We start from the raw sequence: 19,736 nt of genomic DNA, 5'->3' as shown, positions 1-19,736 counted from the left end.
ATGCTTGGGCGGGAAAGTTGGGCTCCGCCGGAAGCGGATCGACTCGCTGCGGGCAGCGCCCCATTGTCCACGTCTTGGAACCCACTGGTGACCAAGGTGCACAATCACGGCCTTCAATACGCCGCCCAGGGCAACCCGCAGATCGTCGGTCCCGATACCCGGGACATCTGTTATGCCGTACAGAATCGCCAGAGGAGCCGAATCGATGAACAGTGCACGCCCCCGACGCCGCACCACACAAGTCACTGTAGGCCCGGTGACACTGGGCAGCGATAGCCCGATTGTCGTGCAGGCCATGACCAACACCGACACCGCCGATGCACAGGCGACGGCGCGTCAGATCGAAAGCCTGGCATCGGCCGGTGCGGAGCTGGTACGAATCACGGTCAACAGCCATGACGCGGCTGCCCAAGTGGCACACATTCGAGCCTTGCTGGACCGCCGCAACATCGGCGTACCGCTGGTGGGCGACTTCCATTTCAATGGTCATCGCCTGCTCACGACCTATCCTGAGTGCGCCGAGGCGTTGGGCAAGTACCGAATCAACCCAGGCAATGTCGGCAAAGGCGCCAAGCGCGACGAGCAGTTTTGCCAGATGATCGAGATCGCCTGCCGCTACGACAAACCTGTAAGGATCGGGGTCAACTGGGGCAGTCTCGATCCCGACTTGCTGGCGCGCATGATGGACACCAACGCGGCGCTCGCCCAACCCCAGAGCGCCGACGCGGTGATGCGCGAGGCTTTGGTGGAATCGGCATTGGAAAGCGCCCGGCGCGCGATTGAAGTCGGCCTGCCGGCAAATCACATCGTGTTGTCGGCCAAGGTCAGTCAGGTGCAGGACTTGATCACGGTGTATCGCGATCTGGCGGGGCGCTGCGAGTTTCCGCTGCATTTGGGGCTGACCGAAGCGGGCATGGGCTCCAAGGGTATCGTCGCCTCTTCCACCGCATTGGCGGTACTGTTGCAGGAGGGTATCGGGGACACACTGCGCATATCCCTTACCCCAGAACCCAACGGTGAGCGCACACGGGAAGTGCTGGTTGCACAACACATCCTGCAGGCCATGGGCTTGCGGGCGTTCACTCCAACGGTAGTCGCATGCCCTGGCTGCGGGCGTACAACGAGCAGCTTCTTTCAGACGCTGGCGCAAGACATCGAGGGCTTTATTCTGACTCGAATGCCGGACTGGAAAGCCCGGTTTCCCGGCGCGGAGCACCTGCATGTCGCCGTCATGGGGTGTGTTGTGAATGGGCCAGGCGAGAGCCGCCTCGCCGACATCGGCATCTCGCTTCCGGGCGCGGGAGAACACCCCAGCGCCCCGGTCTATATCGACGGCGAGCGGGTAGCGACGCTAAAGGGCAACAGCATTGCCGCGGAATTCACTCATCTCCTTGAGGTGTATGTCGCGACGCGATACGGTGAGAATCCCCAAGACAGATCCAAACTGCTGGAGCTGTTGAAGCCATCCGATTTGATCAAGCACGATTAAAACCCTCGGCGGCCCTGCAAGCCGCCGGTATGCAAAAAGATCAGGCGAGTGCCGGGCACGAACCGCCCGGCCTCGATCTGCTGCTTCAACGCCAGCAACGCCTTGCCGGTATAGAGCGGCTCCAGCGGTACACCGCAGGCCTGTTCAGTGCTCTCGATAAACTCGAGCAATAGCGGATCAACCTTCCCAAAGCCACCCCGGCTGGCGTCCAGCAATTCATAACCGCCCTGCACCAGGGCACTCACGTTCTGTGCCACACCATGATCATCCGGTACCGCCATTGCGCCATACACCGGATGCGCGCCCGCCTCCGCCAGCGCCAACCCCGCCAACGTCGTACCGGTGCCCGCCGCCAGCCACCAGGCGTCGTAATCGGCCCAGCCCAGGTCGTTCAATTGCCCGCGCACCTGCTCGAGCAATACCCCGCATCCCATCGCCCCGGCCATCCCGCCGCCGCCTTCGGGCACGGGGTAAAAATCGGGATAGTGCTCGCGCCACGGCAGCCAGAAACCCGGCTCATGGCGCGCGCGATAACCGCCGTAGCCCAGCCAATGCAGGTGCATGCCAAAGGCTTTCAGGTCGAGGACGGTGGGGGTGTCCTGGGGATGACCACGCAGCAGGCCGACAGTGGGGAAACCAAAACGCTTGCCCGCCGCTGCCAGCGCGTGAAGATGGTTGGAGTACGCCCCGCCAAGGCTGATGACGCCGCTGGCACCGGCCTGTCGTGCCTGGGCCAGATGTTTGGTGAGCTTGAACCACTTGTTGCCGCTGATCAGCGGGTCGATGCGGTCCAGGCGCAGCACGGCCAGTTCGACGCCGTTCAACCAATCGAGCCGCATGGCTTCAAGGGGCGCGTGGGGAAGCCAGTCAAAGGGACCCATCGGGCGGCATCTGCATGGAAAAAGGGGCGGTAGTCTAACACCGCCCCTTGCGTCGTCTTACAGCTCGGCGGCGAGGCGCGAGCCTTGGTTGATCGCGCGCTTGGCATCCAGCTCGGCCGCCACATCGGCGCCGCCGATCAGGTGCACGTTCTGCCCTGCGGCGACCAGGCCGTCCTGCAACTCGCGCAGCGGGTCTTGCCCGGCGCAGATGACAATGTTGTCCACGGCCAGCAGCTGCGGCTCACCCTCGGCGCCGATGCGGATATGCAGGCCGTCATCGTCGATCTTCAGGTACTCAACGCTGTTGAGCATCTGCACGCGCTTGTTCTTCAAGCCGGTACGGTGGATCCAGCCGGTGGTCTTGCCCAGGCCGTCGCCGACCTTGGAGGTCTTGCGTTGCAGCAGGAACACCTCACGCGCCGGTGCATGGGGTTGCGGCTTGATCCCGGCCACGCCGCCACGGGCTTGCAACTGGGTGTCGATGCCCCATTCCTTCCAGAACGCTTCCCGGTCGAGGCTGGTGGACACGCCCTGGTGCACAAGGAATTCCGACACGTCAAAACCAATGCCGCCGGCGCCGATCACCGCGACGCGCTTGCCCACCGGCTTGCGCTCGAGGATCACGTCCAGGTAGCTCAGCACCTTGGGGTTCTCAATGCCCGCAATCGCCGGCGTGCGCGGCGCAATGCCGGTGGCCAGGACGATCTCGTCGTAGCCGCCCGCCACCAGTTGTGCGGTGTCGACCCGGGTGTTGAGGCACAGCTCGACATGGGTGGTCTGCAACTTGCGATTGAAGTAGCGCAGGGTCTCGAAAAACTCTTCCTTGCCCGGTACGCGCTTGGCGATATTGAATTGGCCGCCGATCTCACTGGCCGAATCGAACAGTGTCACCTGGTGGCCGCGCTCAGCCGCCACGGTGGCGGCGGCCAGGCCTGCGGGGCCGGCGCCGACCACGGCGATTTTCTTGATCTGCTTGACCGGCAGGTAGTTGAGTTCGGTCTCGTAGCACGCGCGTGGGTTGACCAGGCAGGTGGTCAACTTGCCGCCAAAGGTGTGGTCCAGGCAGGCCTGGTTGCAGCCGATGCAGGTGTTGATTTCATCGGCGCGGCCGGCGGCGGCCTTGTTGACGAACTCGGGGTCGGCGAGGAACGGCCGCGCCATCGAGACCATGTCGGCATCGCCTTCGGCGAGGATCTGCTCGGCAATCTCCGGTGTGTTGATGCGGTTGGTGGTGATCAGCGGGATCTGCACCGCACCGCGCAATTTGGCCGTGACTTTGCTGAACGCGCCACGGGGTACTTTGGTGGCGATGGTCGGAATACGCGCTTCGTGCCAGCCGATGCCGGTGTTGATGATGGTCGCGCCGGCCTGCTCGATGGCCTTGGCCAGCTGCACGATTTCTTCCCAGGTGCTGCCGCCTTCCACCAGGTCGAGCATCGACAGGCGGAAGATAATGATGAAGTTCGGGCCCACCGCTTCACGCACCCGGCGCACAATTTCTACCGCCAGGCGCATGCGGTTTTCGTAGCTGCCGCCCCAACGGTCGGTGCGGTGGTTGGTGTGGGCGGCGAGGAACTGGTTGATGAAGTAGCCTTCGGAACCCATGATTTCCACGCCGTCGTACTCGGCGACCTGGGCCAGCAGCGAGCAGGTGACGAAATCCTGGATCTGCTTCTCGATGCCCTCCTCGTCCAGCTCCTTGGGCTTGAACGGGTTGATCGGCGCCTGGATCGCACTCGGCGCCACCTGTTTGGGGCTGTAGGCGTAACGGCCGGCGTGGAGGATCTGCATGCAGATCTTGCCGCCCGCCTCATGCACGGCCTGCGTGACGATCCTGTGCTTCTGCGCTTCCTCTTCGGTGGTGAGCTTGGCCGCGCCGGAATACACCCCGCCTTCATCATTCGGGCCAATGCCGCCGGTGACCATCAGGCCCACGCCGCCACGGGCGCGCTCGGCAAAGTACGCCGCCATGCGCTCGAAACCACCGGGCTTTTCTTCCAGGCCCGTGTGCATCGAGCCCATCAGGGTGCGGTTGCGCAAGGTGGTAAAACCCAGGTCCAACGGGGCCAGCAGGTGCGGGTAGGCAGCAGCGGTCATGGTACAGCTCCACAACGGATCATCACGGGACGTGGAGGGCTCGAATGGCACCCCATCGGTTTATGTCCCACAGACTAAGAGGCGGTGGACGACGGCTCAATGACTGAAACTGACAAGTTATTGATCCAAATGCACAGCGCCCCTTGGCAAGCCGCTGCCGGGGCCCTACCCTAGTCGCGAACCCTGCACCCGGTCTGTTGTCTGTTGCCCCATGCGTAAACTTCTCGCTTTTACCGTCTCCATGGCCCTGGTTGCCGCCGTCGCCGCGTATCTGGTCTGGACCCAGGAGCGCCCCGTGGCGCATTACCTGTCGGACCTGCGCATCACCCTCGCCGTCAACGAAGGCCTGCCCGCCGATCGTGGCAACTTGCTGGGCATCCAGCCGGAGCTGTTTCCCGCCGATTACCAGAGCCTCGAACGCCTGCACCTGAAGCTCGCGGCCTATCTACAAAAGGCCCGGGACCAGGGGTTGATCAACGAAAAAACCATCGTAGTGCTGCCTGAACATATCGGCACCTGGCTGATGTTGACCGGTGAAAAAAATGAGGTGTACCAGGCGCTGCACGTGAAGGATGCGATGAACTGGCTATCGGTCAGCAACCCGCTGCTGTTTGCCCGTGCCTGGATCAGCGCAACCGGCGATAACCGCACCGATGACGCCTACCTGCGTATGAAAGCCTCCGGCATGGCGCGGGACTACCAGGTGCTGTTCGGCGGCCTGGCCAAGGAGTTTGGCGTCACGCTGGTGGCCGGCTCCATCGCCCTGCCCAACCCCAGCGTCAGCCAGGGCCAACTGCAGGTCGGCCATGGCGCCTTGTACAACGCCAGCGTGGTGTTCGCGGCGGACGGCTTGCCCCTCGGCGATCCCCAGCGCCAGCTTTATCCGATCTACGATGAACGCGGTTTTATCGAACCCGGTGACGAAAACATCGTCAGCGTGGTCGACACCCCGGCCGGGCGCCTCGGCGTGTTGGTCGGCAGTGACAGCTGGTACCCGGACAACTATCGCAAGCTCAACGAGCAAGGTGCGCAATTGATTGCGGTGCCGGCCTTTGTGCTGGGTCGCGATACCTGGGATCGACCATGGCGCGGCTTCAAGAGCGTGTCCACGCCGCCGGAAATCAGCCTCAAGCCTGAAGAGCTCAGCGAAGGTGAGGCCTGGCGGCGCCTCACGCTGATCAGCCAGCAACCCGTCAGCCAGGCAACCGCGGGCATGAGCGTATTCCTGCGTGGGCAGTTCTGGGACCTGGGCACGGCCGGGCACAGTTTTCTCAGCAGCAACGGGCAGATCAGCGCCGACGGCGACGCCCGTGGCGCGCGCCTGCTGAATATCTGGCTGTAACCCCGTGAAGCCGGTGCGCCTGGGGGATCTGTCGGTGGGCTTCGTGCATACCCTGGCCGACGCGATCCACAGCCACGGCCTCGACCCGCAACCGCTGCTGCTGCAATACGGCCTCGACCCCGCGCGCCTCGCCGAAGCGGGTGCACGCTTGTCGATCCCCCGTTATATGCGCCTGGGCCATGCGGCCATCCAACTCACCGGCGACCCCGGCCTGGGCCTGCGCATGGGCCAGCTCAGCCGCCTGAGCCAGGCCGGGTTGGCCGGGGTCACCGCCGCCCAGGCGCCCAACGTACGTGAGGCGGCGCGCACCCTGACCCGCTTCGAGGCGCTGTACGGCTCCAACTATCGTGGGCAATCGAGTTTCCACGAGGACGCCGAAGGCGCCTGGCTGCGGTTCTATTCCATCAGCCCCTATAACGCCTACAACCGCTTCGTGGTGGACTCGATCATCGCCGGCTGGCTGCAGCAACTCTCGAGCCTGGCCCAGCAAACGGTACAGGCGCAACGGATTGAAATCGAATTTGCAGCGCCGGACTACAGCGAACAGTACGCGGTGCTGGGCGATGGCCCGATCCAGTTCGGCGCCGACGCCAATCAACTGCGCCTGAGCCAGCAAACCCTGGCCCTGCGCAACCCGCAGCATTGTCCGAGTACCTGGCAGCTGTTGTTGCAACTGTGTGAACGGGAGCTGGAGCAGTTGACCCGCACCCGCAGCCTGCGCGAGCGCATTACCCGCTTGCTCGGGCCGATGCTCAATGGCGGCCGGGAACCCGACCTGGAAGAAGTGGCGGCGCGCTTGAAGCTACCGACCTGGACACTGCGCCGTAAACTGGCCGAAGAAGGCACACAGTTTCGCGCGATTCTCAACGATACCCGCCGCGACCTGGCCATGACCTACATTCGCGATACGGAACTGGCATTCGGTGAAATCGCCTACTTGCTCGGTTTTGCCTCGGCCCAGGCGTTTCAACGGGCGTTCAGGCGATGGAACAACCAGACCCCAGGGGAATTTCGCCGCAGTCAGCGGCATTCCGCCTGAAGTCGGTCTTACAGCTCGGTGGCGTCATCGGCCGGATCCAGAGGATCCAGTTCAAAGGCCTGGTACTCCAGCAGTTCTTCCTGATATTCGTCCATGGTGGGCTCCTTGTTTTGAATTAAAAGCGGCTGCAGATAAATGACCTGCACAGCCAGCCTAAAGTGCCGTGATGACGAAAAAATGTCGACGTCATGACGTTCCTGCACAAGGATTAAACGTAGCAGCGCGATACGGATTTAGCACCACCGCGTTGAGGGGCTATTGCAGTCATTGCCAATGACAAGGCGAACCCCGTAGCGGTCTGGGCTACTGCGCGGGCGTCGGCAAAGGCGGAATCGCTTCTGTCGGCGGCGGCAGGTCCGGCGTGGTGGCAGCAGGTGCGGACTCGGCCTGCGGTGCAATCGGTGCAGCCTCAGGCGCGGGCACAACCGGCTCCGAGGCAGCCGGTGCGGCAGGCTCTTCCTTCGGCGCCTCGACTTTCTCTGCAGCCGGTGCGGCTTTCGGCTCCGGCACACCCAGGTCGGGCTTGGGCTGCTCGGGGATATGCTCGGCCTTCTTCACTTCCTGTGGCAGGAACACATCCACCAACGCAAAGTAACGCTCGTAGAACTTCGGCGCGGACACCGTCTCACTGGCCACCTTCACCATCGAGTCATCGGTGGAGCCGATCGGCATCGACACCGACCCCAGCACGCCCACGCCCAGGCTCGCGGAGTTGTTGACCTTCTTCAGCGCATAGCGATCCTGCAGGGCATTGGCAAACATCGTCGAGTGCTTTTTACCTTTGCCATCATCGGCACAGACCACGTTGAAGCTGATCTGCAGGTGCGTTTCGCCGGTCTGCTGGAAGCTCTTGTTACCCACGACCAGTTTCGGATCGCTGCTGGTGATGATGTAGCCCTGGCTCAGCAAGGCGCGCCGCGCGGCCTCGCACGCCGCTACATCGGTAACCGGGTAATCCCGGGAAAATGTACCGGAGTCGTCGAAGTTCTCATGTTCATAAATAGCGGTCTTGGGTGACGAGCAGCCCGCGGCGCCCGCCAGCACCAGCGCCAGCCCGAGGCTACGCAAGTGGAATGATGTCGACATTGATAATCCTGAGGAAAACGGTCTGGGCGGTATTGTGCAACAGAACGAGGCCTTGGCGCGCGCATTCCTGTCGGTAAAACGTCACAGGGCTACGCACCCGGGCCTGCCGGGAAAAGCCCGGCACACATATGGTCAATAAATACGCGGAGCTTGGCCGAGGTATGGCGACCGGGCCACAACATCCAGAAACTGCCCCGATGCTCCAGGTATTCATCCAGCACCCGTTGCAAGCGCCCTTCGTCCACGGCCTGGTTGACCATGTAGTCCGGCAGGCAGGCCATGCCCAACCCCTCGAGCACCACATGCTTGAGGGACTCGATGGTGGTGCTGACCAACGGCGTACGCAACAGCGGTTCCGCAGCCCCCGGGGCAAGGCGCAACGGCCAGGGCTCAAGCTTGCCCGTGGCGCAGAACTTGTGGCGCAGGCAGGCGTGGCCATTGAGGTCCTGCGGTTGCTGCGGCGTGCCGTGTTGGGCGAAGTAGCCCGGTGTGGCGACGAGTACCAACTGGTAGTGGCCCAGGTGGCGCGCCATCAAGCGCGAATCTTCCGGCTTGCCGGTGCGAATCACCGCATCGAAACCTTCCTCGATTACGTCCACCATACGGTCGGAGAAATCCACATCCAACTCGATATCCGGGTAGGCGCGCATAAAGTCACTGAGCACCGGCATCAACAAGCCGCGCACCTGCGGCACACTGATGCGCAACTTGCCCCGTGGCGTTGCAGCGGCGTCTGTCAGCTCCTGCTCGGCCGCTTCCACCTCAGCGAGAATCCGCCGCGACCGCTCAAGGAACAGCGCGCCTTCACTGGTCAAGGTGATACTGCGCGTGCTGCGGTGAAACAGCCGCACGCCCAGGCGCTCTTCCATCCGCGCAATGCTTTTGCCCACGGCCGACGACGACACCCCCAGCACACGGCCGGCGGCGGTGAAGCTGAGCGTCTGCGCCACCTGCACAAATACCGACAGGCTGCCCAAGCTGTCCATGATCTGCCTCCAGCGATTACGGACACCAGCGTCCGATAAGTTCGGAACCTTAGCCTGTTTTTCCGCCAGTCACAGCCCCCTACTCTGCCTGCTTGCCCTTTTACCTGGATAAACCCTCATGAGCAGCAGCCCTTCAATCAGCGCATCAGCCCAGCAGGACTCATTGCCCCTGAGCGGTCTACTGGCCCTGGCCAGCGCCGGCTTTATCACCATCCTCACCGAAGCCATGCCCGCCGGGCTTCTGCCGCAGATGGGCGAGGGCCTGGGCGTGTCGCCCGCCCTGGTCGGCCAATTGGTCACCCTCTACGCCCTGGGCTCCCTGCTGGCCGCCATCCCACTGACGCTGCTGACCCGCGGCTGGCGCAGGCGGCCCTTGCTGCTGCTGGCCATTGGCGGGTTTGCCTTGGTCAACAGCGTAACCGCGCTGTCCAGCCATTACGGGCTGACCCTGGTGGCGCGCTTTTTTGCCGGGGTCTTCGCCGGGTTGCTGTGGGCGTTGCTGGCGGGGTATGCGAGCCGAATGGTGGCGCCACACCTGCAAGGTCGCGCCATTGCCGTGGCGATGCTGGGTGCACCGCTGGCGCTGTCGCTGGGTGTACCCGCGGGCACCTTCCTCGGCACCGCCGTTGGCTGGCGCTTGAGCTTTGCGATCATGACCGGGCTGACCCTGGTGCTGCTCGCCTGGGCACGCTGGCAACTGCCGGACTTTGCCGGCGAACGGGCGGATAAACGCCTGGGGCTGCGCCAGGTGCTGAACCTGCCGGGCATTCGTCCGGTGCTATGGGTGACGTTTACCTACGTGCTGGCCCACAACATTCTGTACACCTACATCGCCCCTTTGCTGGTGCCAGCGGGTATTAACGCAGATGTTGATCGAGTGCTGCTGGTGTTCGGCCTCGCGGCAGTGCTGAGCATCTGGCTGGCAGGTGTATTGATTGACCGGTGGCTGCGCGCCTTGCTGCTGATCAGCTGTGCGCTGTTTGGCCTGATCGCCCTGGCGCTGGCGTTGTGGATCAATGTGCCGGCAGTCATCTATATCGTCGTGGCGCTATGGGGCCTGGCGTTCGGCGGTTTGCCGGCATTGCTGCAAACCGCACTGGCCCAATCGGCGGGCAAGTCGGCGGATGCCGCACAATCCATGCTGGTGACCGTGTGGAACCTGGGGATAGCCGGTGGCGGCCTGGCGGGTGGCGTATTGCTTCAAGGTTGGGGCGTCACGGCCTTTCCATGGGCGGTTGTGCTTCTGATGCTGCTGGCCTGGGCCGGTGCATCACAGACGGCGCCCCAGCAGTTGGCCCGGCCACCCCGCCAAGTCGAACGTTAAAATGCGCTGGTAGCCACAGGACTCATAAAAACGCACCAGATCCCCTGTCCCGCCGCCGTAGCAGTCCACACGCAAGTGCGTCACTCCTGCTGCGCGGGCCTGCTCATCGGCAAAGGCCATCATGCGCCGGCCAAGGCCGCGAACACGGGGATCACGCGCGGCTATCAACAGGCGCACATACACCTCGGGCTCAGTCGCCGACGGTACATAAGGCATGGGATCGCCCAACACCAGCGCTCCTCGGAGATGCCCCTCGGGGTCCTCGACAACCCAGGCCCCGGGCAGCGCGCAGGCTTCATCCACTTGCGCGACCCGCCGGGGCGACCCCGACCAGGGCTCGGTGCCCCACTGATGGGTATTGCCCCTGCCAACGAACCAAGCGATCACCTCGTCGAACACCTGCAGCACGGCAGGAACATCCGCCACGCTGGCGCGGCGGATCAACAAGCCATCCATTCCTTGAATCAACACGCTTGGAACTCCTGGGTCGACGATACCGAGTACCCAGTCTAGCGCACATAAAAAAGCCCCCGGTCTTTTCAGGCCGGGGGCTTCTTGTTCAAAGCGACATCAGTACTTCTTGATATCAGCCTTGGTTTCCAACTGCTTGCGGTACGCCGCGAAGTCCTGCTGGCCGACACGGGAGGCGAGGAAGCGGCGGTATTGCGCCTTTTCTTCGTCCGTTGGGGCAGCCGCTTCGTTGACGCCGTTCAAGCGCACGATCACCAGACTGCCATCAGCCAGGGTCACGGTGGTGAAGGTCGGCTTGTCCTTGGCCGCAGGCTTGGGCATGCGGAACAGGGCTTGCAGCACGGCCGGGTCAATCGCTTCCTGGCTACGGGTAGCCGCTTCAGTGACTTTCCAGGCCTGGCCGTCGACCGGCTGGTTCAGCGGGGTCTTGCCATCACGCAGGCTGGCGATCAGCTCGTCAGCGTGAGTCTTGGCAGCCGCGCTGGCGCGCTCCTTGGCCATCTGTGCGCGAATCGCCGCAGCAACGCTTTCCAGCGGCAATTGCGCCGGTTTGCGGTGCTCTTTGGCACGCAGCACGATGATGGTTTCCGGGTCCAGCTCGATGGCGCTGCTGTTGGCCCCCTCATCCAGCACTTCCGGGCTGAACGCAGCGGTGACCACGGCGCGGTTGGCCGCAACACCGTCACCACCTTCACGGCCAAACGGCGCGGAGGTGTGTACGGTCAGCTTCAGGTCCGATGCTGGTTGGGCCAGGTCGGAGGCTTCGAATGCCGCATCTTCCAATTGCTTGGTTGCTTCGACAAAACGCTGCTCGACCTGTTGGGTCTTGAGCTCGCGGGTCAGCTTGTCTTTCAGGCTGGCGAACGTCGGCACTTGCGGTGCTTCAACGCCCAACAGCTTGATCAAGTGCCAACCGAAGGTGCTGCGCACCGGTGCAGATACCTGGTCCTTGTTCAAGGCGTACAAGGCTGCTTCGAAGTCAGGGTCGTAGACGCCAGGGCCGGCAAAGCCCAGATCGCCGCCATTGTTGGCCGAACCTGGATCCTGGGAGAACTCCTTGGCCAGGGCCTCGAACTTCTCACCCTTGGCCAGGCGCGCCTGGATTTCTTCGATCTTGGCCTTGGCTTGCGCGTCGGTGACCTTGTCGTTGACTTCAATCAGGATGTGCGCCGCACGACGCTGTTCAGCGAGGTTGGCGGTTTCTTTCTGATAGGCAGCCTGCAGTTCATCGTCCTTGACGCTGACCTGGTCGAAGAAGGAAGACTTCTTCAGTTCCAGGTAGTCGATGACCACCTGGTCCGGGGTCATGAACTCCTTGGCGTGCTGGTCATAGTAAGCCTTGACCTCGTCGTCGGTGAGTTTCACCGCCGCAGGGTTGGCCTTGATATTGACGGTAGCGAAATCACGGGTCTGTTTTTCCAGACGGGCGAATGCCAGCACTTCGGCGTCGGTCACGAAACCGCTGCCGGCGATGCCTGCGCGCACCTGGCCGATCAGCATTTCCTGGGTCAGCATCTGACGGAACTGCAGACGGCTGTAGCCCAGCTGACGGATCACCTGGTCAAAGCGTTCGGCGTTGAACTTGCCGTCCACCTGGAATTCCGGGGTCTGCAGGATCACCTGGTCCAGTGCAGCTTCGGAGAAGCCAAACTTGGAGTCGGCGGCGCCTTGCAGCAGCAGCTTGCGATCGATCAGGCCCTTGAGGGCCGCTTCGCGCAGCAGTTTTTCGTCCAGCAGTGAAGCATCGAAATCCTTGCCCAGCTGTTGCATCAGCTGGCGACGTTGCATGTCGACGGCCTGGCTCAGTTCAGTCTGGGTGATTTCTTCACCGTTGACCTTGGCCACGTCCTGCTTGGTGTTGGTCGAAGCCTGGAAAATGGCCTCGATACCGGTGAACGCCATCAATGCGACGATGATCCCGATAATGGTCTTGGCAATCCAGCCTTGTGAATTGTCCCTGATATTTTGCAGCATGCGTCCCCCAGAAACGGTTGAACTTCAAAAATTGGCAACCGTGGAGCGTGGGTAGAGTCCGGATAGAAGAAAGGCGCATCCGAGGATGCGCCTTCTCGTAACTGGCGGAGCGGACGGGAGGTTGAATCTACACCCCCGGCTTGGCGACCCGATGGATACTTGGGTCAGCTGTCGCTCCGCTGCCAGGCCAGACCTGCGTCCGACCCGGGTAGCAAAGGCTTGATCGAAGCTTAGTTAACCGCTTCTTTCAGGGCTTTACCGGCTTTGAAACCTGGTTTCTTGGCAGCAGCGATTTGCAGTGCTTTGCCAGTCTGTGGGTTACGGCCAGTGCGAGCTGGGCGGTCAGTCACAGAGAAAGTACCGAAGCCTACCAGTACCACGGAGTCGCCGGCCTTCAGAGCGCCAGTGACGGATTCGATTACTGCATCCAGCGCACGGCCGGCAGCAGCTTTCGGGATATCAGCGGATGCAGCGATAGCATCAATCAGTTCCGACTTGTTCACTCTAAGTCCCCTTATATATCTATTGAGTATGATTCTAAGTTTTTTGGTAAACAGCAAAAACCAGTGCTGAATGGCCTACAGACACTTAAGAGCCGCTTTATAACAAGGGCTCTAAAAAGCTGTCAAGGAAGCCCCCAGGCTTATTCACATTAATGCGTGCTAATTCTTTCCTTGGAATCAGACTCTCGTTTTTCGTCCTTTGCAACTATCTCCGGAGCCACATCCGGCAAGGGCTCCGGCGCGTATTGCAGCGCAATTTGCAGGACCTCGTCAATCCATTTAACCGGTTTAATCTGAAGATCCTGCTTGATATTGTCAGGAATTTCCTTCAAGTCGCGAACATTCTCTTCAGGAATGATCACGGTCTTGATGCCACCGCGGTGTGCAGCCAGCAATTTCTCTTTCAGACCACCGATGGCCAATACCTGGCCACGCAGGGTGATTTCGCCGGTCATCGCGACATCGGCGCGCACCGGTATGCCGGTCAATGCCGAAACCAGGGCCGTGCACATGCCTACGCCGGCGCTGGGGCCATCCTTCGGTGTAGCCCCTTCCGGCATGTGGATGTGGGTGTCGTGCTTCTCGTGGAAGTCCAGGGGGATCCCCAGGCTCCTGGCACGGCTGCGCACCACGGTCTGCGCGGCGGTAATGGATTCGACCATCACGTCACCGAGGGAGCCGGTCTTGATCAACTGGCCCTTGCCGGGGATTACCGCAGCTTCGATGGTCAGCAATTCGCCGCCCACCTGGGTCCACGCCAGGCCAGTCACCTGCCCTACCTGGTCCTGCTGCTCAGCCAGGCCGTAACGGAATTTACGCACGCCCAGGAAGTGCTCAAGCGCATCGGCAGTGACTTTCACCGAGAAGCGTTTTTCCAGCGCGTGCTCCTTGACCGCCTTGCGGCAAATCTTCGCGATCTGGCGCTCAAGTCCCCGTACACCGGCCTCGCGAGTGTAGTAGCGCACGATGTCGCGGATCGACTCGACGTCGAATTCGATCTCGCCCTTCTTCAGGCCATTGGCTGAAATCTGCTTGGGCGCGAGGTATTTGACGGCGATATTGATCTTCTCGTCTTCGGTGTAACCCGGCAGACGAATCACCTCCATCCGGTCCAGCAATGCCGGCGGAATATTCATGGAGTTGGAGGTGCACAGGAACATTACGTCGGACAGGTCGTAGTCGACCTCCAGGTAATGGTCGTTGAAATTGTGGTTCTGCTCAGGGTCGAGCACTTCCAGCAAGGCCGATGCCGGATCGCCGCGCATGTCGCTGCCCATTTTGTCGATTTCATCGAGCAGGAACAGCGGGTTGCGCACACCCACCTTTGTCATTTTTTGAATCAATCTTCCTGGCATCGAACCGATGTAAGTCCGGCGATGGCCACGAATTTCCGCCTCATCGCGCACGCCACCGAGGGCCATACGCACGAATTTACGGTTGGTGGCATTGGCGATGGACTCGGCCAGGGAGGTTTTACCTACCCCAGGCGGGCCAACCAGGCACAGCACCGGGCCACGAATCTTCTTCACGCGCTTCTGCACGGCGAGGTATTCGAGGATGCGTTCTTTGACCTCTTCAAGGCCATAGTGGTCGGCATCAAGGATATCTTCGGCACGAGCCAGATCCAGGCGTACCTTGGTCTGAGCCTTCCACGGCACCTGCACCAGCCAGTCGATGTACGAGCGCACCACGGTGGCTTCGGCCGACATCGGCGACATCTGCTTGAGCTTGTTCAACTCGGCGGTGGCTTTGGTCAGGGCGTCTTTAGGCAGGCCGGCAGCATCGATGCGCTTTTTCAGCTCTTCGATTTCGTTGTGGCCTTCCTCGCTGTCGCCGAGCTCCTTCTGAATGGCCTTCATCTGCTCATTCAGGTAGTACTCGCGCTGGCTGCGCTCCATTTGTTTTTTGACACGACCCCGGATGCGCTTCTCGACCTGGAGCAGGTCGATCTCGGCATCCAGCAACGCCAGCACGTGTTCGACACGGGCCGACAGGTCAATGATTTCGAGGATGTCCTGCTTCTGCTCGATCTTCAGCGCCATGTGCGCGGCCATGGTGTCGACCAGGCGGCTTGGCTCATCGATGCTATTGAGGGAAGACAGGACTTCAGCCGGGACTTTCTTGCCCAACTGCACGTACTGCTCGAACTGCGAGAGCAGGCTGCGCACAAACACTTCGGACTCGCGCTCAGGGGCCTCGACTTCGTCGATCAGCACCACTTCGGCGCGCAGGTGGCCGTCCACCTCCATGAAACGCTCTACCGCACCGCGCTGCTCGCCTTCCACCAGCACCTTGACGGTGCCATCGGGCAGCTTGAGCAGTTGCAGGACCGTGGCAATGGTGCCGACGCGATACAGTGCATCTTCGCCTGGATCATCATCGGCAGGATTTTTCTGGGCCAACAGCAGGATCTGCTTGTCGCCCGTCATCGCGGCCTCGAGGGCTTCGATAGACTTCTCGCGCCCCACGAACAGCGGGATAACCATGTGCGGATAGACGACGACATCACGCAACGGCAGGAGAGGCAATTCGATGGTTGTCTTCATGATTTCGCCTCTATGACAGTTGAAAAATAAGCTTGAAACCAAGATGGGGGCTGCGTGTAAAAAAAACAAGCTCAATGCTGGCAGTTACACGCAGTAAAAATCCTTATGAAAAACAAAGGAGCCCCTAGAGGCCCCTTTGTGTGTACCAAAACCGCGAAACGCTTACGCGTCTGGCGCAGCCTTGGCAGTCGGCTCACTGTTTTCGTAGATATACAGTGGCTTGGACTTACCTTCTATAACGCTTTCGTCGATCACCACTTTACTCACCTCGGACTGCGAGGGGATTTCGTACATGGTGTCGAGCAATACACCTTCGAGGATCGAACGCAGGCCACGTGCACCGGTCTTGCGCTCCAGTGCCCGCTTAGCCACCGATTTGAGCGCGTCGGTACGGAACTCGAGGTCCACACCTTCCATCTCGAACAGCTTGGCGTATTGCTTGGTCAGGGCGTTTTTCGGTTCGGTGAGGATCTGAATCAGAGCCGCCTCATCCAACTCGTCCAACGTGGCCAAGACCGGCAAACGGCCAACGAATTCCGGGATCAGACCGAACTTGACCAGATCGTCAGGCTCGACTTCACGCAGGGACTCGCCCACCTTCTTGCCTTCTTCCTTGCTGCGCACTTCTGCACTGAAACCGATGCCGCCACGGGTAGACCGTTGCTGAATAACCTTCTCCAGGCCGGAGAATGCACCGCCACAGATAAACAGGATGTTGCGCGTATCAACCTGAAGGAATTCCTGCTGCGGGTGCTTGCGGCCGCCTTGTGGCGGTACGGAAGCGACCGTGCCTTCGATCAGTTTCAACAGGGCCTGCTGCACGCCTTCACCGGAAACGTCCCGGGTGATCGACGGGTTGTCGGACTTGCGCGAGATCTTGTCGATTTCGTCGATGTAGACAATACCCATCTGGGCCTTCTCTACGTCATAGTCGCACTTCTGCAGCAATTTCTGAATGATGTTCTCGACATCTTCGCCCACGTAGCCAGCCTCGGTGAGGGTGGTGGCGTCGGCGATGGTGAACGGAACGTTCAGCAGGCGAGCGAGGGTCTCTGCAAGCAGGGTCTTACCCGAGCCTGTAGGACCAATCAGCAAGATGTTGCTCTTGCCGAGTTCGACTTCGTCGCCTTTCTTGTCACGCTGGTTCAAGCGCTTGTAGTGGTTGTATACCGCTACGGCCAGAACCTTCTTTGCACGCTCTTGACCAATCACATACTGATCAAGGATGCCGCTGATTTCTTTAGGCGAAGGCAATTTATGCGCGCTGCTTTCGGCCTGGGCTTCCTGCACCTCCTCACGGATGATGTCATTGCACAGGTCGACGCACTCGTCGCAGATAAAGACCGAGGGGCCGGCAATCAATTTGCGCACTTCATGCTGGCTTTTGCCACAGAAGGAGCAATAGAGCAGCTTGCCGTTGTCCTCGCCGTTGCGGGTGTCAGTCATTCGTTCGATCCAAATCCGATAGGCTTGCAACACAAGATGAAGGCTTATGCGGGCTTTTTCAAGCCCGCAGGTGATCGGGAAACCCAACCAGCCCTATTTTGAGCAGCTTATATTAAGCGGGGCGCTTTTCGATCACTGCGTCGATCAACCCATATTCACGTGCGGCTTCGGCGCTCATGAAGTTGTCACGGTTGGTGTCGCGCTCGATTTCTTCCAGGGTGTGCCCGCTGTGCTTGGCCATCAGCGTGTTGAGACGTTCGCGGATGAAGAGGATTTCCTTGGCGTGAATTTCGATGTCCGACGCCTGGCCCTGGAAACCGCCCAGTGGCTGGTGAATCATCACGCGCGAGTTCGGCAGGCAGTAACGCTTGCCCTCGGCACCTGCGGTCAGCAGGAACGCGCCCATGCTGCAGGCCTGGCCAATGCAGGTAGTCGATACGTTCGGCTTGATGAACTGCATGGTGTCGTAGATCGACATGCCCGCAGTCACCGAACCGCCCGGTGAGTTGATGTAGAGATGGATGTCCTTGTCCGGGTTTTCCGCTTCAAGGAACAGCAGTTGCGCACAGATCAGGTTGGCCATGTAGTCCTCTACCGGGCCCACCAGAAAGATCACTCGCTCCTTGAGCAGGCGCGAGTAGATGTCGTAGGCGCGTTCGCCACGAGCGGACTGCTCGACAACCATCGGGACCAGGCCGCCTGCGGCCTGGATATCAGAGTTCTGCTGAATATAGGAATTACGGAACATGCTCTGCAGTTACTCCCAAATAGTCATGTCTTGAAAACGCATAAGCCAGCGCGAGGCTGGCTTATGGTTGAATTTCCAACGAGTTGGACAATCAGTCGGCTTGTGCTGCTTCCGCCGGCTTGACTGCTTCTTCGTAAGAGACCGCTTTATCGGTCACCTTAGCCTTCTGCAGAACAGTATCCACAACTTGTTCTTCCAGCACAACCGAACGTACTTCGTTCAGCTGCTGGTCGTTCTTGTAGTACCAAGCCACGACCTGCTCAGGCTCCTGGTAGGCCGAAGCCATTTCCTGGATCATTTCGCGGACGCGATCTTCGTCAGGCTTGAGGTCGAACTGCTTGACCACTTCAGCCACGATCAGACCCAGCACCACACGGCGCTTGGCTTGCTCTTCGAACAGCTCGGCCGGCAGTTGGTCTGGCTTGATGTTGCCGCCGAACTGCTGGACAGCCTGTACGCGCAGGCGATCCACTTCGTTGGACAGCAGGGCCTTAGGCACTTCGATCGGGTTGGAGGCCAGCAGACCGTCCATGACCTGGTTCTTGACCTTGGACTTGATAGCCTGGCGCAGCTCGCGCTCCATGTTCTTGCGAACTTCGGTGCGGAAGCCTTCGATGCCGGTTTCCTTGATGCCGAACTGATTGAAGAATTCTTCGTTCAGTTCTGGCAGCTTAGGCTCGGAAACACTGTTGACGGTCACGGTGAACTCGGCGGCTTTGCCAGCCAGGTCCAGGTTCTGGTAGTCAGCAGGGAATTCCAGGTTCAGGACACGCTCTTCGCCGGCTTTGGCGCCAACCAGGCCGTCTTCGAAGCCAGGAATCATGCGGTTGGAACCCAGCACCAGCTGAGTGCCCTTGGCGGAGCCGCCAGCGAATGCTTCGCCGTCAACTTTGCCAACGAAATCGATGTTCAGCTGGTCTTCGTTCTGGGCAGCACGGTCGACCACTTCGAAACGGGTGTTCTGCTTGCGCAGGATTTCCAGCATGTTGTCCAGGTCCGAATCAGCCACTTCGGCGCTCAGGCGCTCGATAGCGATACCGTCGAAACCGGCCACTTCGAACTCGGGGAACACTTCGAATACGGCAACGTATTCCAGGTCCTTGCCCGCTTCCAGGGACTTAGGCTCGATCGAAGGCGAACCAGCCGGGTTCAGCTTTTGCTCAACCACTGCTTCGTAAAAAGAAGCCTGGATCACGTCACCGACGGCTTCATTGCGTGCATCAGCACCAAAACGGCGCTTGATTTCGCTCATTGGCACTTTGCCTGGACGGAAACCAGCGATCTTGGCCTTTTGGGCAGTCTGCTGCAGACGCTTGTTGACCGCAGTCTCGATGCGCTCAGCCGGCACGGTGATGCTCATGCGGCGCTCGAGAGCAGTAGTATTTTCAACAGAAACTTGCATGGATATTCCTCGTTGCACAGACGTTAGCCGGCCATTTCCGACCCCAATCAAGGGCATGCATTCTAGTGGGTCAAACTCAAGAAGTCACCCTACTGGAAATACGCCCGTAAACAGCCGGCAATTTATCGGTACGAAGGCACTGTCGCGCCCCGCCCCGGTGACAAATAAAGCCAATCACGCCAGGGCTCTGCGCCGCCCCTCTATATATAGAAGGGATCGTCGCCCATCCCCCTGACGGCCTACCTCGCAATGAAGGCAGATAACAATGCAGTATCATCGAGACACATAAATACGATGAAACGCATCGCCATCGCGACCCACAACCCGCAGCCACGAAAAACCGTACCGCCAAAACCAAAAAAGGCGCCAGACTGTTAAATCTGGCGCCTTTCGAATATGGGG

16 protein-coding genes are annotated in these 19,736 nt (G+C 60.6%); 4 read left to right on the top strand and 12 right to left on the bottom strand.

The window, feature by feature from the left end:
* Positions 1–205: 205 nt before the first annotated feature.
* The gene (ispG, locus tag AC07OP_RS12830) at positions 206–1,489 is read left to right on the top strand and encodes a flavodoxin-dependent (E)-4-hydroxy-3-methylbut-2-enyl-diphosphate synthase (protein ID WP_495101725.1); all 1,284 of its coding nucleotides are present in this window, start codon (positions 206–208) and stop codon (positions 1,487–1,489) included.
* On the opposite strand, the gene AC07OP_RS12825 is transcribed toward ispG, so the two are convergent.
* The gene (locus tag AC07OP_RS12825) at positions 1,486–2,370 is read right to left on the bottom strand and encodes a 1-aminocyclopropane-1-carboxylate deaminase/D-cysteine desulfhydrase (RefSeq protein WP_115488525.1); all 885 of its coding nucleotides are present in this window, start codon (positions 2,368–2,370) and stop codon (positions 1,486–1,488) included. The genes ispG and AC07OP_RS12825 overlap by 4 nt on opposite strands.
* Before the next feature lie 57 nt (positions 2,371–2,427).
* Complete coding sequence (locus AC07OP_RS12820) at positions 2,428–4,467, bottom strand: oxidoreductase (protein ID WP_495101726.1); 2,040 nt, start codon at positions 4,465–4,467, stop codon at positions 2,428–2,430.
* Positions 4,468–4,678: 211 nt separating this feature from the next.
* Between AC07OP_RS12820 and AC07OP_RS12815 the strand changes: the two genes are divergently transcribed.
* Complete coding sequence (locus AC07OP_RS12815; protein ID WP_027606251.1) at positions 4,679–5,809, top strand: carbon-nitrogen hydrolase family protein; 1,131 nt, start codon at positions 4,679–4,681, stop codon at positions 5,807–5,809.
* Positions 5,810–5,813: 4 nt separating this feature from the next.
* On the top strand, positions 5,814–6,848 hold the full coding sequence (locus tag AC07OP_RS12810) for an AraC family transcriptional regulator (protein ID WP_495101727.1): 1,035 nt from the start codon (positions 5,814–5,816) through the stop codon (positions 6,846–6,848).
* An 8-nt stretch (positions 6,849–6,856) separates the two neighbouring features.
* Here the strand turns inward: AC07OP_RS12810 and AC07OP_RS12805 are convergent, their stop codons facing one another.
* The 3 genes from AC07OP_RS12805 to AC07OP_RS12795 all read right to left on the bottom strand — a co-directional run bounded on the left by AC07OP_RS12805 (position 6,857) and on the right by AC07OP_RS12795 (position 8,920).
* Entirely contained in the window at positions 6,857–7,051 is a 195-nt protein-coding gene (locus tag AC07OP_RS12805; RefSeq protein ID WP_281112578.1) for a hypothetical protein, read from the bottom strand.
* A gap of 100 nt (positions 7,052–7,151) precedes the next feature.
* Positions 7,152–7,934, bottom strand: coding sequence for a DUF2242 domain-containing protein (locus tag AC07OP_RS12800; RefSeq protein WP_495101728.1), 783 nt, complete (start codon positions 7,932–7,934; stop codon positions 7,152–7,154).
* A gap of 89 nt (positions 7,935–8,023) precedes the next feature.
* Positions 8,024–8,920 carry a LysR family transcriptional regulator gene (locus tag AC07OP_RS12795; RefSeq protein WP_495101729.1) on the bottom strand — a complete coding sequence of 299 codons (897 nt, stop codon included), beginning with the start codon at positions 8,918–8,920 and terminating at the stop codon, positions 8,024–8,026.
* A gap of 118 nt (positions 8,921–9,038) precedes the next feature.
* Between AC07OP_RS12795 and AC07OP_RS12790 the strand changes: the two genes are divergently transcribed.
* Positions 9,039–10,244: an MFS transporter gene (locus tag AC07OP_RS12790; protein ID WP_495101730.1), complete on the top strand. Its 1,206-nt coding sequence runs from the start codon at positions 9,039–9,041 to the stop codon at positions 10,242–10,244.
* Here the strand turns inward: AC07OP_RS12790 and AC07OP_RS12785 are convergent.
* The 7 genes from AC07OP_RS12785 to tig form a co-directional block, all read right to left on the bottom strand.
* Complete coding sequence (locus AC07OP_RS12785; protein WP_495101731.1) at positions 10,191–10,715, bottom strand: GNAT family N-acetyltransferase; 525 nt, start codon at positions 10,713–10,715, stop codon at positions 10,191–10,193. The genes AC07OP_RS12790 and AC07OP_RS12785 overlap by 54 nt on opposite strands.
* A gap of 99 nt (positions 10,716–10,814) precedes the next feature.
* Entirely contained in the window at positions 10,815–12,689 is a 1,875-nt protein-coding gene (locus tag AC07OP_RS12780; RefSeq protein WP_115488533.1) for a SurA N-terminal domain-containing protein, read from the bottom strand.
* 230 nt (positions 12,690–12,919) lie between these two features.
* Complete coding sequence (locus tag AC07OP_RS12775) at positions 12,920–13,192, bottom strand: HU family DNA-binding protein (RefSeq protein WP_003174819.1); 273 nt, start codon at positions 13,190–13,192, stop codon at positions 12,920–12,922.
* A 149-nt stretch (positions 13,193–13,341) separates the two neighbouring features.
* Positions 13,342–15,738, bottom strand: coding sequence for an endopeptidase La (gene lon / locus AC07OP_RS12770; protein WP_065940151.1), 2,397 nt, complete (start codon positions 15,736–15,738; stop codon positions 13,342–13,344).
* Between the two features lie 162 nt (positions 15,739–15,900).
* Positions 15,901–17,184, bottom strand: coding sequence for an ATP-dependent Clp protease ATP-binding subunit ClpX (gene clpX / locus AC07OP_RS12765; protein WP_003238279.1), 1,284 nt, complete (start codon positions 17,182–17,184; stop codon positions 15,901–15,903).
* A 112-nt stretch (positions 17,185–17,296) separates the two neighbouring features.
* Positions 17,297–17,932, bottom strand: a complete 636-nt coding sequence (clpP, locus tag AC07OP_RS12760; protein WP_003174822.1) for an ATP-dependent Clp endopeptidase proteolytic subunit ClpP — start codon at positions 17,930–17,932, stop codon at positions 17,297–17,299.
* Between the two features lie 91 nt (positions 17,933–18,023).
* A complete protein-coding gene (gene tig / locus AC07OP_RS12755; protein WP_027606242.1) occupies positions 18,024–19,334 on the bottom strand; it encodes a trigger factor in 1,311 nt (436 codons plus the stop codon).
* Between the last annotated feature and the right edge of the window lie 402 nt (positions 19,335–19,736).

The sequence above is a fragment of the Pseudomonas sp. GW821-FHT09D08 genome (assembly GCF_059416305.1).
Note: the sequence above shows the minus strand (reverse complement) of the source record. Positions and strands in the feature narration are given on the sequence as shown.

What these genes read in the sequence shown, in the direction of transcription:
- ispG (WP_495101725.1), top strand. Translation starts at nt 206, where the DNA reads ATGAACAGTGCACGCCCCCGACGCCGCACCACACAAGTCACTGTAGGC.
- AC07OP_RS12825 (WP_115488525.1), bottom strand. Translation starts at nt 2,370, where the DNA reads ATGGGTCCCTTTGACTGGCTTCCCCACGCGCCCCTTGAAGCCATGCGG.
- AC07OP_RS12820 (WP_495101726.1), bottom strand. Translation starts at nt 4,467, where the DNA reads ATGACCGCTGCTGCCTACCCGCACCTGCTGGCCCCGTTGGACCTGGGT.
- AC07OP_RS12815 (WP_027606251.1), top strand. Translation starts at nt 4,679, where the DNA reads ATGCGTAAACTTCTCGCTTTTACCGTCTCCATGGCCCTGGTTGCCGCC.
- AC07OP_RS12800 (WP_495101728.1), bottom strand. Translation starts at nt 7,934, where the DNA reads ATGTCGACATCATTCCACTTGCGTAGCCTCGGGCTGGCGCTGGTGCTG.
- AC07OP_RS12795 (WP_495101729.1), bottom strand. Translation starts at nt 8,920, where the DNA reads ATGGACAGCTTGGGCAGCCTGTCGGTATTTGTGCAGGTGGCGCAGACG.
- AC07OP_RS12790 (WP_495101730.1), top strand. Translation starts at nt 9,039, where the DNA reads ATGAGCAGCAGCCCTTCAATCAGCGCATCAGCCCAGCAGGACTCATTG.
- AC07OP_RS12780 (WP_115488533.1), bottom strand. Translation starts at nt 12,689, where the DNA reads ATGCTGCAAAATATCAGGGACAATTCACAAGGCTGGATTGCCAAGACC.
- lon (WP_065940151.1), bottom strand. Translation starts at nt 15,738, where the DNA reads ATGAAGACAACCATCGAATTGCCTCTCCTGCCGTTGCGTGATGTCGTC.
- clpX (WP_003238279.1), bottom strand. Translation starts at nt 17,184, where the DNA reads ATGACTGACACCCGCAACGGCGAGGACAACGGCAAGCTGCTCTATTGC.
- clpP (WP_003174822.1), bottom strand. Translation starts at nt 17,932, where the DNA reads ATGTTCCGTAATTCCTATATTCAGCAGAACTCTGATATCCAGGCCGCA.
- tig (WP_027606242.1), bottom strand. Translation starts at nt 19,334, where the DNA reads ATGCAAGTTTCTGTTGAAAATACTACTGCTCTCGAGCGCCGCATGAGC.